Origin of the sequence: Allobacillus saliphilus (genome assembly GCF_018138385.1) — a bacterium.
GTDB classification, from domain to species: domain Bacteria; phylum Bacillota; class Bacilli; order Bacillales; family Alkalibacillaceae; genus Allobacillus; species Allobacillus saliphilus.
Window position 1 is genome coordinate 56,937 of record NZ_JAGSIE010000010.1, and the last position, 14,309, is coordinate 71,245.

Annotated in this window: 10 protein-coding genes and 1 other annotated feature; of the genes, 1 reads left to right on the forward strand and 9 read right to left on the reverse strand. The window is 38.2% G+C overall.

The window, feature by feature from the left end; all coding sequences use genetic code 11:
- Positions 1–61: 61 nt before the first annotated feature.
- The 9 genes from aspS to KC820_RS04430 all read right to left on the reverse strand — a co-directional run bounded on the left by aspS (position 62) and on the right by KC820_RS04430 (position 12,383).
- The gene (aspS, locus tag KC820_RS04390; protein ID WP_212368499.1) at positions 62–1,834 is read right to left on the reverse strand and encodes an aspartate--tRNA ligase; all 1,773 of its coding nucleotides are present in this window, start codon (positions 1,832–1,834) and stop codon (positions 62–64) included.
- 1 nt (position 1,835) lies between these two features.
- A complete protein-coding gene (gene hisS / locus KC820_RS04395) occupies positions 1,836–3,095 on the reverse strand; it encodes a histidine--tRNA ligase (RefSeq protein ID WP_212368658.1) in 1,260 nt (419 codons plus the stop codon).
- Positions 3,096–3,170: 75 nt separating this feature from the next.
- Positions 3,171–3,393, reverse strand: a binding site (T-box leader).
- A gap of 48 nt (positions 3,394–3,441) precedes the next feature.
- Positions 3,442–3,891, reverse strand: a complete 450-nt coding sequence (dtd, locus tag KC820_RS04400; RefSeq protein WP_212368501.1) for a D-aminoacyl-tRNA deacylase — start codon at positions 3,889–3,891, stop codon at positions 3,442–3,444.
- 30 nt (positions 3,892–3,921) lie between these two features.
- Positions 3,922–6,117, reverse strand: a complete 2,196-nt coding sequence (locus KC820_RS04405; protein ID WP_212368504.1) for a RelA/SpoT family protein — start codon at positions 6,115–6,117, stop codon at positions 3,922–3,924.
- Positions 6,118–6,339: 222 nt separating this feature from the next.
- Positions 6,340–6,855 carry an adenine phosphoribosyltransferase gene (locus KC820_RS04410; protein WP_212368507.1) on the reverse strand — a complete coding sequence of 172 codons (516 nt, stop codon included), beginning with the start codon at positions 6,853–6,855 and terminating at the stop codon, positions 6,340–6,342.
- On the reverse strand, positions 6,845–9,163 hold the full coding sequence (recJ, locus tag KC820_RS04415; protein ID WP_212368510.1) for a single-stranded-DNA-specific exonuclease RecJ: 2,319 nt from the start codon (positions 9,161–9,163) through the stop codon (positions 6,845–6,847). Before recJ ends, KC820_RS04410 begins: the two co-directional genes overlap by 11 nt.
- A 59-nt stretch (positions 9,164–9,222) precedes the next feature.
- A complete protein-coding gene (locus tag KC820_RS04420) occupies positions 9,223–9,582 on the reverse strand; it encodes a LapA family protein (RefSeq protein ID WP_212368512.1) in 360 nt (119 codons plus the stop codon).
- Positions 9,583–9,722: 140 nt separating this feature from the next.
- Positions 9,723–12,017, reverse strand: a complete 2,295-nt coding sequence (gene secDF / locus KC820_RS04425) for a protein translocase subunit SecDF (RefSeq protein WP_212368514.1) — start codon at positions 12,015–12,017, stop codon at positions 9,723–9,725.
- A gap of 57 nt (positions 12,018–12,074) precedes the next feature.
- Positions 12,075–12,383, reverse strand: coding sequence for a post-transcriptional regulator (locus KC820_RS04430; RefSeq protein WP_212368516.1), 309 nt, complete (start codon positions 12,381–12,383; stop codon positions 12,075–12,077).
- Positions 12,384–12,518: 135 nt separating this feature from the next.
- On the opposite strand from KC820_RS04430, the gene spoVB reads away from it, so the two are divergent.
- Entirely contained in the window at positions 12,519–14,063 is a 1,545-nt protein-coding gene (gene spoVB / locus KC820_RS04435) for a stage V sporulation protein B (RefSeq protein ID WP_212368517.1), read from the forward strand.
- Positions 14,064–14,309 lie beyond the last annotated feature (246 nt).

Consider the following 14,309-nt stretch of genomic DNA (forward strand, 5'->3'; position numbering starts at 1 on the left):
ATATCAAGGGAAACAAGCGCCCAATTTTTGGTTTTCTAAAACTTTTTTTAGAATTTTCAACTTATTCGTTTTCTTTCTTTTTCAATTCTAAATTCAAGTCAGCTAGTTGCTCATCTGATACTTGTGATGGCGCCTCTGTCAATGGATCTGACGCTGAAGCTGTTTTCGGGAAAAGAATCGTGTCACGAAGATTCGTCTTACCGGCCAAGAGCATTACCAAGCGGTCAAATCCCAAAGCAATTCCTCCGTGTGGTGGTGCACCATATTCCAATGCTTCCAATAAGAATCCAAATTGTTCTTCCGCTGATTCTTTTGTAAAACCAAGCGCTTCAAACATTTTGTACTGCAAATCTTTTTCGTATATACGCAACGACCCACCGCCAAGTTCGAATCCATTTAACACAACGTCATAAGCTTGTGCTTGGACATCTTCCGGTGAATCCGTTAGTTTTTCAATATGTTCTTGTTTAGGCATTGTAAACGGGTGGTGAGCTGCATGATAGCGTCCGTCGTCAGCATCATATTCAAATAACGGCCAATCAGTTACCCACAAGAAGTTCAGCTGATCCTCGTCAATTAAACCTAAACTTTTTCCTAATTTTAAACGCAATGCGCCTAAACTATCGTAAACAATTTGTTTTTGATCCGCAACGAACAGCAGTAAATCATTCGCTTTTGCTCCCAATTGTTCACGTAATGAATTTGCGTCATCTTCATCGAAAAACTTAGCGATTGGACCTGTCAACTTGTCATTTTCATCAACTTTAATCCACGCTAATCCTTTCGCTCCATAGATCTTAACAAATTCAGTTAATTGGTCGATGTCTTTTCGTGAAAATTGGTCAGCCTGATTTTCTACATTCAATGCACTCACTTGACCGCCATTTTCTACCGTTTGTTTAAACACATTAAAATTTGAAGTAGCAGCAAATGCATTAATTTGTTTTAGCTCCATACCGAAGCGTGTATCCGGTTTATCCGAACCATATCGTTCCATTGCTTCTTGATAGCTCATTCGAGGGAATGGGTTGGCGATGTCTTTACCCTTAACCTCTTTCACGACAAAACGAAGCATTTCTTCAGTCATTTTCATGATCTCTTCTTGATTCATGAAGGACGTTTCAATATCAATTTGTGTAAATTCAGGCTGACGGTCCGCACGCAAATCTTCATCACGGAAACAACGGGTAATCTGATAATACTTTTCAAATCCCGATACCATCAGCAACTGCTTAAAGAGCTGTGGTGACTGCGGCAATGCATAGAATTCACCTTCATGAACACGACTAGGAACTAAATAGTCCCTTGCGCCTTCCGGTGTACTTTTCGTTAAGACTGGCGTCTCCATCTCCAAAAAGTTTTGTCGATTTAAATATTGGCGGATAGCCTGAGCGATCTCATGACGTAAAATAAATGTTTCTTGCATGGATTTACGTCTTAAATCTAAGTAACGGTACTTTAACCGAATTTCTTCTGAAACATCGATATGTTCCTCAATCGGAATCGGTAGTCCTTTCGATTTGCTAATAATCGTTAGTTCGTTAGCTACAATTTCAAGTTCTCCTGTTTTCATCGATGGATTGATTGTACCTTCATCTCGGCGCTTCACTAAGCCCGTTACCTCGATGACATATTCACTTCGAATTTTTTCAGCTTGCTCTAAAGCTTCCTTCGATTCAGGGCTAAATACGACTTGTACGATTCCTGAGCGATCACGTAAATCAATAAAAATTAATCCGCCGAGGTCACGGCGTCGTTGAACCCATCCTTTTAATAATACAGTCTGATTCTCTTGGTCCAGCGTGAGCATACCGCTATGTGAACGTTCGAGCATCTTATTTCCCTCCTATATATGTTGCAATCTCGTTGAGTGGAACGGTCGTTTGTTCCCCAGTTGCTAGTTCTTTTACTTGTGCTTTACCTTCATTCATTTCATTTTCACCTAGGATGACGACAAATTTTGCATTTGCCCGCTCAGCAGCCTTAAACTGTGCTTTCATTTTTTTATTCAAATAATCTCGGTCAGCCCGAATACCTTGTTGACGTAATTGATGAGTGAGCTCAGTTGCCGTGAAAGTCACCTCTTCGCCTATCGAAACGATATAACAATCAATTCCTGCATTTGTTTCAAGCGATAGCTTTTCAGCTTCCAGTGCCATGAGTAATCGTTCAATACTTAAGGCAAACCCGATTCCAGATGTTTCAGGACCACCCAGATCTTCAATTAAACCGTTGTAACGGCCTCCACCAGAAAGTGTTGTAATGGAACCGAATCCATCCGCTTCACTCATGATTTCGAAGGCGGTTTGTGTATAATAATCCAACCCTCGCACTAATTTCTCATCTACCGTATAGGAAATCCCCATTGCATCCAAATGTTTTTTGACGGATTCGAAGTAGTTGCTCGAATACTCATTGAGGTAATCCAAAATAGATGGAGCTGTCTTCATCGCTGGGTGATCTTGATCGACTTTACAATCCAGTAAACGAAGTGGGTTCTTCTCTAATCTCACCTGGCAATCTTGGCATAGCTCCTCTTGATGTGGTTGAAAATGATCGATTAATGCTTTTCGATGATTTTGACGACTTTCATAGTCACCTAAACTATTGATGACTAACTTCAGTGATTTCAGTCCAAAAGCTTCGTAGCACTCCATCGCAAACGCTAAAACTTCTGCATCAATTGCAGGATTGTCACTGCCAATCGCTTCTATACCAAACTGAGTGAATTGGCGTGTGCGTCCTTGCTGAGGCCGTTCATATCTGAACATTGGACCAATATAATACAATTTAGTAGGTTGTTCTGGTAAACCATGCATTTTATGTTGTACATAAGATCTTGCTACTGAGGCTGTACCTTCAGGTCGTAGTGTTAAACTTCTACCACCTCTGTCTTCAAATGTGTACATCTCTTTTTGTACGATGTCTGTTGTATCCCCGACACCTCGCTGAAATAGTTCAGTCCGTTCAAACATTGGTGTTCGTATTTCTCTATAATGATATTTTTCAGATAATCTTCTTAACGTATTTTCAATGACTTGCCATTTTTCCGTTGCTTCTGGCAATAGATCTTCCGTACCTCTAGGTATATGGATCAACGTCAATTCCTCCTTCAATTTTATGTAATTCTTTTGAAAATAAAAAAATCCCTATCAATCCACATTTCAATTGATAGGGACGAGTTTACCCGTGTTGCCACCCTGATTAAAGCAACCTAAGAAAGTTGCTTTCACTTCATTTCAATAACGCCTTTAGCGGCCTAAACCTACTTTTATTTCGGTAAGGCACCTCCAGAATGTCTTTCACAAAGGACATATGAGCCTGCTTTCAGCCATTGGCAAACTCTCTCTGGAATATGTGTTTCTTTGCTACTTTTTCCTTCATAGGTATTCATTATTATTCAATTAATTTAAATTATCATAGCTATATTTAATTAGCTTGTCAAGATTTATCGTCTGTATCGATAATTAAGGTGACTGGACCATCGTTGACCAATGATACTTCCATATGTTCACCAAATCTTCCCTCTTCAACTTCTATACCTAATTGTCTAATTTGTTCATTAAAATGCTCATATAATTCGAGTGCTTGGTCAGGCTTAGCTGCTTGCATAAAGTTAGGTCTTCTGCCTTTCCTCGTATCTCCATATAAGGTGAATTGAGAAATTGACAACAGTTTACCTTGAACATCTTTAAGCGATAGGTTCATCTTTTCCTGATCATCTTCAAAAATTCGCAAGTTAACAATTTTTTCTGCTAAATAGTCGGCATCTTTCTTTGTGTCCTTCGTCGATACGCCGAGTAATACGACGAGTCCATCTTGGATGTCTCCAGTTCGCTCTCCATTAACATCGACAGCACCGCTTGTTACTCGTTGAATCACAGCTCGCATTGTTCTTACCCCTTTACCCAACAAAATTCATTAGTGTATTAGCCGCTGAACTGCAAAAACATCTCTAATTTTTTTAATGCGCTCAACAATGCTTCGTAAGTGTTCTAAATTATGAATTAAAATCGTTAGATTAATCGTTGCAATTTTATTTTTATCCGATTTGCCATTCACGTGCGTTATAGATGTATTCGTTTCATTAACAGCTTGTAAAATCTCATTTAAAAATCCGCTTCGATCATAGCCTGTGATTTCTAAATCTACATGATAACTCTGTTGACGCTGGCTATTTCGTTCCCACTCCACATCGATCAATCGCGTTTCATCTTCATTGGAAACGTTTGGGCAATCTGCACGGTGTACTGAAACACCTCTTCCTTTCGTAATAAAACCGACAATTTCATCACCCGGAACGGGATTACAACATTTCGATAGACGAATAAGCAAATTATCGAGACCGCGTACAATCACGCCAGATGTTGAAGCTCTACGTTTTCTCGGAGATACTTCATTTTGAAGGTTTTCAAGCGTCTGTTCAAGATTCACTTGTTTTTCTTTTTGTCGAATTTTTTCTGTCACACGATTGGCAACTTGAAGAGCAGTAACACCTTGATAACCGACGGCTGCATACAAGTCGTCTTCATGTTGAAAATGAAATCTATCTAAAGCCAACTGGATGTTTTCTTCCGTCAGTACCTCTTTTGGTTGGAGATCCATATTTTTAATCTCTTTTTCAACCATTTCTCGGCCACGTTGCACATTTTCTTCTTTTCGTTGTCTTTTGAAAAATTGTTTAATTTTGTTTTTCGCTTGCGTTGTCTGTGTTATTTTCAACCAATCTTCGGAAGGGCCATACGAATGCTTAGATGTCATAATTTCGATAATGTCGCCTGTTTTTAATTGATAATCAAGCGGAACGATTTTTCCGTTCACTTTAGCACCGACCGTTTTGTTACCGACCTCCGTATGGATTCGATAAGCGAAATCTAATGGTACAGAACCACTTGGAAGTTCGATGACATCTCCTTTTGGCGTAAAAATATAGACCATATCAGAGAAGAAATCGAACTTCAATGATTCCATAAATTCTTCTGCGTCTCTCGTTTCGCTTTGCCATTCCAAAATTTCTCGGAACCAGGCTAGTTGTTTCGACATATCTTTCGGGGAATCGTTCTCTGACTTGCCTTCTTTATATGCCCAATGTGCCGCAATTCCATACTCAGCAATCTCGTGCATTTCAGAAGTTCTAATTTGGACTTCCAGCGGATCACCTTCTGGACCGATTACCGTCGTATGAAGCGACTGATATAGATTTGGTTTTGGCATAGCAATATAATCTTTAAATCGTCCAGGCATTGGCTTCCATAACGTATGGATGATACCTAATACAGCATAGCACTCTTTAATATTTCTCACGATGATTCGTACGGCCAATAAATCATAAATTTCGTTAAAGTCTTTCTTTTGAATCGCCATTTTCCGGTAAATACTATATAAGTGTTTTGGTCTACCGGATATTTCAGCTTTTATATTAATGTCATCTAATTGCTCATTAATTTCTCTAATAACCGTATCAATGTATTGCTCGCGTTCACTACGTTTTTGTTTCATCAATTGAACGATTCGATAATATTGTTGAGGGTTCATATATCGAAGAGCAGTATCTTCGAGTTCCCACTTAATAGTTGAAATTCCGAGTCGATGTGCAAGTGGAGCAAAGATTTCTAATGTTTCATTCGCTATTCTTCGCTGCTTTTCTTCTGGTAGAAAGGATAGTGTACGCATGTTATGTAGTCTGTCTGCAAGCTTAATTAAAATCACGCGAATATCCTTTGCCATAGCAATAAACATTTTTCGGTGATTTTCAGCTTGTTGTTCTTCTTTGGATTTATATTTAATTTTCCCTAGTTTCGTAACTCCATCAACTAATTGAGCCACTTCTTCACTGAAAGCTTCTTTTAAATCTTCATAAGATATCTCAGTGTCTTCGATGACATCATGGAGAAACCCACCTGCAATTGTTGCCGGATCCATTCGTAAATCAATTAAAATATCCGCTACTTGAATCGGATGTAAAATATATTCTTGACCGGATTTTCTAATTTGACCTTCATGTGCTTTGGCTGCATATTGATAGGCATGCTGAAGAAAAGCCACGTGTTCTTCATTCATATAATGACTGGCTCTTTCTAACACTTGTTCGATTGTCCGTATACTGTGTTTAGACATATACAACCACCTAGCTGCTTCCTTTTCTTTTTTTCCATTATTCATAAACAAATGACATATGTAAAGAGAAACACATCTTTTTCACGGTTAATCATGCTGTGATCATGCAATTCTTGCATGCATAATCACATTTTTTTCTTTCACTCGAAAATGTTCTTTTTTGAGGAATAAATTAAAAAAAGACTTGGCTGACTCTTCGGAATGAAGAGCCAGCCTGTCAACTTATTCATATGTCATTAATGGTAAGATATCATAGCCTTTTAATTTGTCACGACCATTTAAATAGGCTAGCTCAATTAAAAATGCACAGCCTACAACTTCTCCACCTAATTCTTCGACCAATTGAATCGTTGCATCAACTGTACCACCAGTGGCCAACAGATCATCTACCACTAATACTTTTTGACCCGGTTTAATCGCATCCCTATGAATTGTCAGTACGTCTTTTCCATATTCTAACCCATAATCTACCTTAACAGTTTCTCTAGGAAGCTTTCCTTCTTTTCTGACGGGCGCAAACCCAATTTCAAGTGCGTAAGAAACTGGACAGCCAACAATAAAACCTCTAGCCTCAGGACCGACTACGAGTTCGGCACCTACCTTTTTAGCATACTCGACGATTTCATCTACTGCTGATTTGAATGCTTTGCCATCATCCATCAATGTCGTAATATCTTTAAATTGAATTCCTTCTTTTGGCCAGTCTTCTACGATTGTTATATGTTTTTTATAATCCATGTAAGACTACTCCTTCCTTCCCTTGGCGACCGCGTCTCATGGAAATCCACTCTTTTAGTTCATTGTAGTTTGAGTAATATAGCGTTTTTTCCATTTTAATTCGGTTTAACCGTTGTTGATAAGTGATTGATTCACTTAATTGTTTAGGCTCTATTTGATCAATATAAAAAATGTCACCATCTATTATTTTAACAAAATCTAAATCAAAAAACACTTGGATGATAAAATCTAAATCGTCTTCGCTCATTTTTTTCGCTTCGGCAAGCAAATAACGTTGTTGCTGTTGTATGATTTGATGTTTTTTTATCGTTTTAAATAGGTCTTTGAATACTTCTCTTGATGGAAATCGTTCAAAGTAGGATGACCGTTCAATTTGATAGCATGCATATAGTGTGTGAAAAGAAAGACGTCCCAATACGTTTTCCAATTCCTCTAAACGATTCGGTAAATCATGAATCAATAAGTGCTTATGTTCTTGCAATTGGTTTAATTCATCCACGCTTTCAGCATGAACAGTTAAATACTCTGATTCCTCTGGTTTGTTTTCTGGTTGAAAATAAATAGCTGTTAACTCATCTGGAGAAATGGTCGGCGGTAAAGTAAATCTTTTTCCCCGGAAGTCAAAGAGCTGCCATTCATTGCATCGCAAATCTTTTAACAATACTTGTAGCTTTCGATTCCCATTCCATTCGTTAATTTGTACTTCACCAGCTAGATCAATCTTGCTTCCCATAGATAACCGATCAACGACATCCCCAATTTGGAAACCTACAGCTTCGAGCTGTTTACCACCAGCAATTCCTGTTAACTTTAAATGATTGCTTTTTGCGCCAATTTTACGTAATTCCTTTATTTCGACATTGTTGATTTGAAATACTGGCCGGTTATTATCCATCCCAAATGGCGCTAACATCTCAACTAATTCAGGAAAGTCCATATCGACTTCTTCCCAATTAATCTCTTCTTCTATTTGAAGTGTCGGGTGGAAATCAGCTGGTGTTAACTCACTGGCGGCTTTCCGGTTTAATTCATGCCTCAATTCTTCAATGTCCTCAGTTCGAACAGTCATGCCTGCAGCTTGAGGGTGACCACCAAAATGAACAAATAAATGTTTCAGTTCCATACCATGTTTAAAAATATCAAAAGCTGGAATACTTCGAGCGCTTCCTTTAGCAACTTGCTGTGTATCGTCGATGCTTAACATAAGTGTTGGCCTGTTGTATTTATTAATGATTCGCGAAGCAACTATGCCTAATACGCCAGGATTCCAATCTTTTTTTGCAATGATAAAAACATGGTCATCTAAATAGTTTGCTTCAATCATTTCATTTGCTTCTTCGAATATTTGCTGGACTAGTTTTTGTCTTTCTTTATTGATTTGGTCAATTTCCAATGCCATCTCAGCAGCCAAGACTGCATCATCTTCCAGTAATAAATCGACTGCCAAGCCTGCATCTTGCAATCGCCCGACAGCATTTAAACGCGGACCTATGACAAACCCTATGTTTTCAGTCGTCATATGTCCTTTTAATTTTCCGATATTTTTTAAAGCCATCAATCCAGGCATCTTCGTGTAGGTTAATGCTTTTAACCCCTCTTTGACAATCACTCTGTTTTCACCAATCATCGGTACGAGGTCTGCTACCGTACCGATGGAAGCCAAAGCTAAATAATCATCTTGTAATTCCCCAGTTAATGCGTGTGCCAATTTTAAGGCTACACCTGCACCAGCTAAATGATTAAACGGATAATCTGCCGATAACTTTGGATGAATCATCGCAACGGATTCAGGCAACTCATCTTGTTCTTCGTGGTGGTCTGTAATAATTAAATCCATCCCAAGTTCCCTTGCAAGTTTAGCTTCTTTTGGAGCGGCAATTCCGTTATCGACCGTAATGATCAAACCGACTCCATGAGCTTTTATTGCTTGAAAGGCTAGCTCATTCGGTCCATACCCCTCTGTAAAACGATTTGGGATATAGTAATCTACATCGGCTCCCATCTTTCTTAAAACAGAAACCATAATGGCAGTTGAAGTTACCCCATCTGCATCGTAGTCGCCGTATATCATCACTTTTTCTTGCGTTTGAATTGCTTTATGAATTCGGTTCACAGCAGCATCCATTTCATCAAACAAAAACGGATCGTGCAATTGTTTTTTTGTAGGATAAAGAAAAGACTCTGCCTCTTCTTTACTATGTATCTTTCTCTTTGCCAACATGCGATTGACAATCGGAGATGAATGAATATTTGTTGGTTCATCAATCAGCTGATTATTTACCAACCAATTCATTTTGCTCTCAAGCATAATAAAAACACCCCTAACGAATCTATTATACTAGAGGTCGTTAGGGGTGGCAATAAAGATTAACTCCAATCACTCTTCTGATCACTATTTGAATTTTCTTCGTCTTGTAGATTAACTTCTTGGTCACCTTCATCGCTAATGGCATGATTTCCGTCTGTTAATTCTCCCTGTTGCTTAAGTTCCTCATTCTCTTTTTTCAGCTGTTTCATTTCTCTTTTTAACTGATAAAATTTAGCATACGTTACGCTCGCAACAGCCAAGCAACCGAGTAAAGCAGATAATAGAATAACAAGTATTAAAGGTGCGTCTGTTTGTACGAATAAAAAGTCTACCTGTACTGAGTCAACGTTAATAACAGCAAAAATCGCAATTAGCAAAGCAAATAATAGCGTGAATATAATCCATGTTTGTTGTTTCATCAAAGCCCCTCCTTATCACTTTTTGTATATTGTTCTTTATTTACCCGGTATACCCGGGAGTTATTCTTTTGTCGTAAAGTGTCAGCCGATAAAAAGATCCGAACGAAGTCAATGTTCGTTCGGATCTCTAGCTGTTTAGTTTATACTTGCGGGCCACCAGATGGCTTTTTCTTCTTTTGAACAATTGGATTGGATTCGATACTTCTTCCTCTCCACACTAACCATAGTTGAGCTGCCAAGAACAAGGATGAATACGTTCCCGCAATCAAACCAACGATTAAAGCAAAGGAGAAATAAGTAATGGCTTGAGCACCAAATACAAACAGCATGACAGCTGCAAAGACAACCGTAATCACTGTATTGAAGCTACGAGTCAACGTCTGCATCAAGCTTTTGTTAACCACTTCTGCTAATTGCTTGAATGTCTTCACTCGTTTTTCGAGACTCAAGTTTTCTCTAATCCGATCAAACGTAACGATCGTATCATTGATTGAATAACCTACAATCGTGAGTATCGCTGCAATGATTGTAATGTCGAATTCAAATTGGAAAATGCTGAACAATGCCAAAATGAAAAATGCATCGTGCAATAACGCAATGATTGCGGTTATGGCGAATATCAATTCAAATCGTATCGCGACATAAATGACAATACCAATTGAAGCGATTAAAACGGCATATACAGCATTTTTCGCCAGTTCCTGTCCTACTTGAGGGGAAACGGTACTGACACTCGGTTGGCTTCCATATAGTTCTTCGAAATGATTATTGACGGTTGCAATTTCTTCTTGCGTCAGCACTTTATCAAAGCGAACCATCGCCATTTCTTCGTTATCGCCAGCTAAGACTAGTTGTTTAGGTTCATGTCCAAGTTCTTCAAACTCTGAACGCACCTCTTCAACGGTCAACTGGTTATCTGACATCACTTGAACTCTTGAACCACTTTCAAAATCGACACCTAAGTTCAAACGCATTGTTGTTAAAAATATAGCTCCAACAATCACTAGCAAAATTGATGTACTGAAATAAATCTTGCGGTGTTTTACAAAATCAAATGTCTTACCTAAGAAAGTCGGTTTAACTTCTTCACCTTTATTGATGTCCATAATTTCATTCGGATTGACACCTAACCATTTCGGTTTGTTATTCAATGCTTTGCTTTTAATCCATAGGTTCATTAGTAGTCTTGTACCATAAACCGCTGTAATAAAGCTTAGTAATATACTGATAATTAACATCGTTGCGAAGCCTTTGACCGAACTTGTTCCGAAAATAAATAAAACAATCGCAGCTAAAATTGTAGTAATATTAGCATCCAAAATCGTTGTAAATGAACGTTTATTACCAGCCCTTGCTGCTGATGTAACTGTTTTTCCTGCCCTTAATTCTTCCTTCAACCGTTCATACGTAATAATATTCGCGTCTACAGCCATACCAACACCTAATACGAGGGCTGCAATACCAGGAAGAGTCAATACACCATTAATCAAGTTAAAGACTAATAAAATTAAGTAAATATAAGCACTAAGTGAAATAACAGCAATGACACCTAGGAAACGATAAACAATAATCATAAAAACAAATATTAAAATAACCCCTAGAATTCCAGCAAATACGGTTTTGTCGAAAGCTTGTTCCCCAAACTGAGCGCCGACAGCGACAGAATAAACTTCTGTTAATTCAGCAGGTAATGAACCCGCATTCAACATATCCGCTAAATTTTTAGCTTCCTCAACCGTAAAGGATCCGTCGATTTGAACATTTGTTCCAGGAATCGGCTTACTTACACTTGGTGCTGAAATAAATTTTGGATCTTCCTTCCCATATTCTTCAGCAAAGGAGTCCCCTTCTTGATAATCTAGCCAAATGACAATTAAGTTTTGTGGATAAGGTACCTCTGCTGTTGGCGTACTCGGTAATTGAGATACCTCTCGAGTTAACTCTTCAAAATTAGCATAATCACTATTAGAGAAATTTCTTTTTGTCTCTAATGTGACAATCGGTTGGTTAAACTCGTTGAAATTCTGTTGCGCACTGCCTTCAACAAGCTCTGAACCACCAAAGTAAAACTCATCTTCTACACTTCGAAAAGACAGATTTGCAGTTGTAGAAAGTATTTCTCTCGCCTCGTTTTGATCACTGACTCCGGCAAGTTGAACGCGTATTCGATTTTCTCCCTCGATATCTATTACCGGTTCATTAACACCTAAGATATCCACCCTTTTATATAAGCTTTGTACAACAGCTTCCATCATTTTTTTATTTACTTCTTGGTCATCATCAGTCGGTTCAACTTCATAAAGAATCTCAAATCCACCTTGGAGGTCTAAACCTAGCGGAATATCTTTTGTAATTCCTTGTGTTGTTGTTCCTATTATTCCTCCTAAAAGTAAAACAATTAGAAAGAAGGCAATGATTCTGCCTTTTCTTTTCATATGTAAGACTCCTTCCTTGTTATCGTTGCTCCTATTCATCCATATCGTTAATGAATTTTAACCTTCTTCAGTTGCTACTTCTAGTGAGCCAATCTGGTAGAGCAAGTCATCCGTGTTTTCTTGCTTTTGTGCTTCGACAGTCAAATAGCTCATGTACGTGCTGCCGCTCAAATGCAATATATCTTGTATCGCTTGATGAAGCCTTAACCGTTTTTCTTTTTTCCAGACTTTTGCTAAAAGACATGCCCAGATTTCTTCTTCATTGACGCCGTCATAGCCTAATAATTTTAATTCATCTACTTTACTTTGTAAAACTTCTCTCGTCTCATTCCGCCATTCATCAACATGTCGAGTATAATGATCCAATCGTTCGACGCTCCTGTCTATTTTGAATTGTCATCTATAAAAAGCGATATAAAGACTTGTCATGACTTGTACCTATTCAAGCATATAAATTATTGTACCTAAAAATTATTCATTTGAGAAGGCAGGGCCCATAAGATGTCGAAACAAACATTTATTAAAGGTGCATTAATTTTAATTGTCGCCGGTATGATCAGTCGATTACTTGGCTTTGTCAATCGTATGATTATGGCCAGGTTACTAGGAGAAGAAGGCGTCGGAATCTATATGCTGACGGTTCCGGCATTATTGTTGATGATTACATTATCCCAAGTAGGTATTCCTGTTGCCGTTTCTAAATTAGTCTCTGAAGCGATTGCTATTAATGACCGCAGACGGATTAAAAAAATTTTATATAGTTCATTCACCATCACCGTGAGCCTAAGTATTATACTCACCATATTTTTTTCTATGTTCGTTCCTGTTATTGCAGATAAACTCTTATTAGACCATCGGACATTGCTACCGATGCTTGTTATGAGCCCGATCATCATCATTATCGCTATTTCATCGGTACTACGTGGATACTTTCAAGGTCTTCAAAACATGAAGCCACAAGCGTACGCGCAAGTAATTGAGCAAGTTATTCGTATTGTCCTTGTTGTCATTATGATTAAATTATTGCTACCTCTCGGACTGGCACATGCAGCAGCAGGTGCCATGGGTTCTGCTGTTCTTGGAGAACTTGCTTCATTAGCATATATTTTTTACTGTTTTCAAAAATCGCAGAAGAGAAGACAATTATCCGTGTCACGCTATCCATTTCGTTCATTAAAAAGTACGTATGCAAATATATTTCAAATTGCCTTACCAACAGCTGGAAGTCGGATGGTCGGATCCATTACTTACTTTTTTGAACCCATTCTTGTTTCACAAAGTTTATTTATCGCAGGGTATACAGTATCGCAAAGTACATCACTATATGGACAGTTGACTGGCTTTGTCATGCCTCTTTTATTACTGCCTACGTTTATTACCCATTCACTATCTGTCGCCTTAATCCCTTCCGTTAGTGAATCAAATGCTTTAAAACATCATCGAACCGTTCATTTCCGTATCACTCAAGCACTGCGGCTATCCTTTGTGTCTGGTGGATTGGCAACAATCTTATTTATGTTATTATCAGCAAGTTTACTTCAACTGATTTATGGAACGAATAATGGAGCTGAGTTTTTGAGTTTTATGGCTCCATTTTTTATCTTGTTGTATTTTCAGGCACCTCTTCAAGCTGCCCTTCAAGCGCTAAATTATGCTAAACACGCGATGATCAATAGCTTAATCGGAGCAACGGTTAAATTATCCGTTTTATGGATACTCGCAACAAACCCGAACTTTGGCATTGACGGCGTCATTCTATCTGTTGTCATCGGTATATTGGTCGTCACTTTACTGCATTTTGCTGCATTATATCGATTAATTCAATTCAAACTACCAGTCTCATTGGTCATTCGAATGGGCTTTCTTCTTACCAGTTTATATTTCACTGGCAATTGGATGATTGCAAACTTAAATTTCACATCTAACTTTCAAATGATTTTATTTGTCTCTCTAAGTTTAGGCATATTGTATTTAATCGGTTTAATCATTATGAAGTTAGTGACGATCGAAGAATGGAGACAGCTTTTTCAAAGACATAAAAATTAAATGACAGTTAATAGACTAGGTACTGTTTTGAATGCTGCTAATCATGGGTAGAGCGCAATTGTGAGCTCTACCCTCGTTTTTATTTTTCTATTTGAAGATAGTGCGCAGATTTGATGCTCCATTTGTGATTTGAGCACTTCTATTCAACGATAGCTTACAAATTTACTGCTCCACCATTGATTTGAGTGCTTCTATTCAACGATAGTGACCAGATTTAGTGATCTATCTGTGATTTAGAGCGCTTCT

Bases quoted from the DNA above. Each gene is read 5' to 3' on its own strand.
- dtd (WP_212368501.1), bottom strand. From the start codon at position 3,891: ATGCGAGCTGTGATTCAACGAGTAACAAGCGGTGCTGTCGATGTTAAT.
- KC820_RS04410 (WP_212368507.1), bottom strand. From the start codon at position 6,855: ATGGATTATAAAAAACATATAACAATCGTAGAAGACTGGCCAAAAGAA.
- KC820_RS04420 (WP_212368512.1), bottom strand. From the start codon at position 9,582: ATGAAACAACAAACATGGATTATATTCACGCTATTATTTGCTTTGCTA.
- spoVB (WP_212368517.1), top strand. From the start codon at position 12,519: ATGTCGAAACAAACATTTATTAAAGGTGCATTAATTTTAATTGTCGCC.
- KC820_RS04405 (WP_212368504.1), bottom strand. From the start codon at position 6,117: ATGTCTAAACACAGTATACGGACAATCGAACAAGTGTTAGAAAGAGCC.
- secDF (WP_212368514.1), bottom strand. From the start codon at position 12,017: ATGAAAAGAAAAGGCAGAATCATTGCCTTCTTTCTAATTGTTTTACTT.
- aspS (WP_212368499.1), bottom strand. From the start codon at position 1,834: ATGCTCGAACGTTCACATAGCGGTATGCTCACGCTGGACCAAGAGAAT.
- recJ (WP_212368510.1), bottom strand. From the start codon at position 9,163: ATGCTTGAGAGCAAAATGAATTGGTTGGTAAATAATCAGCTGATTGAT.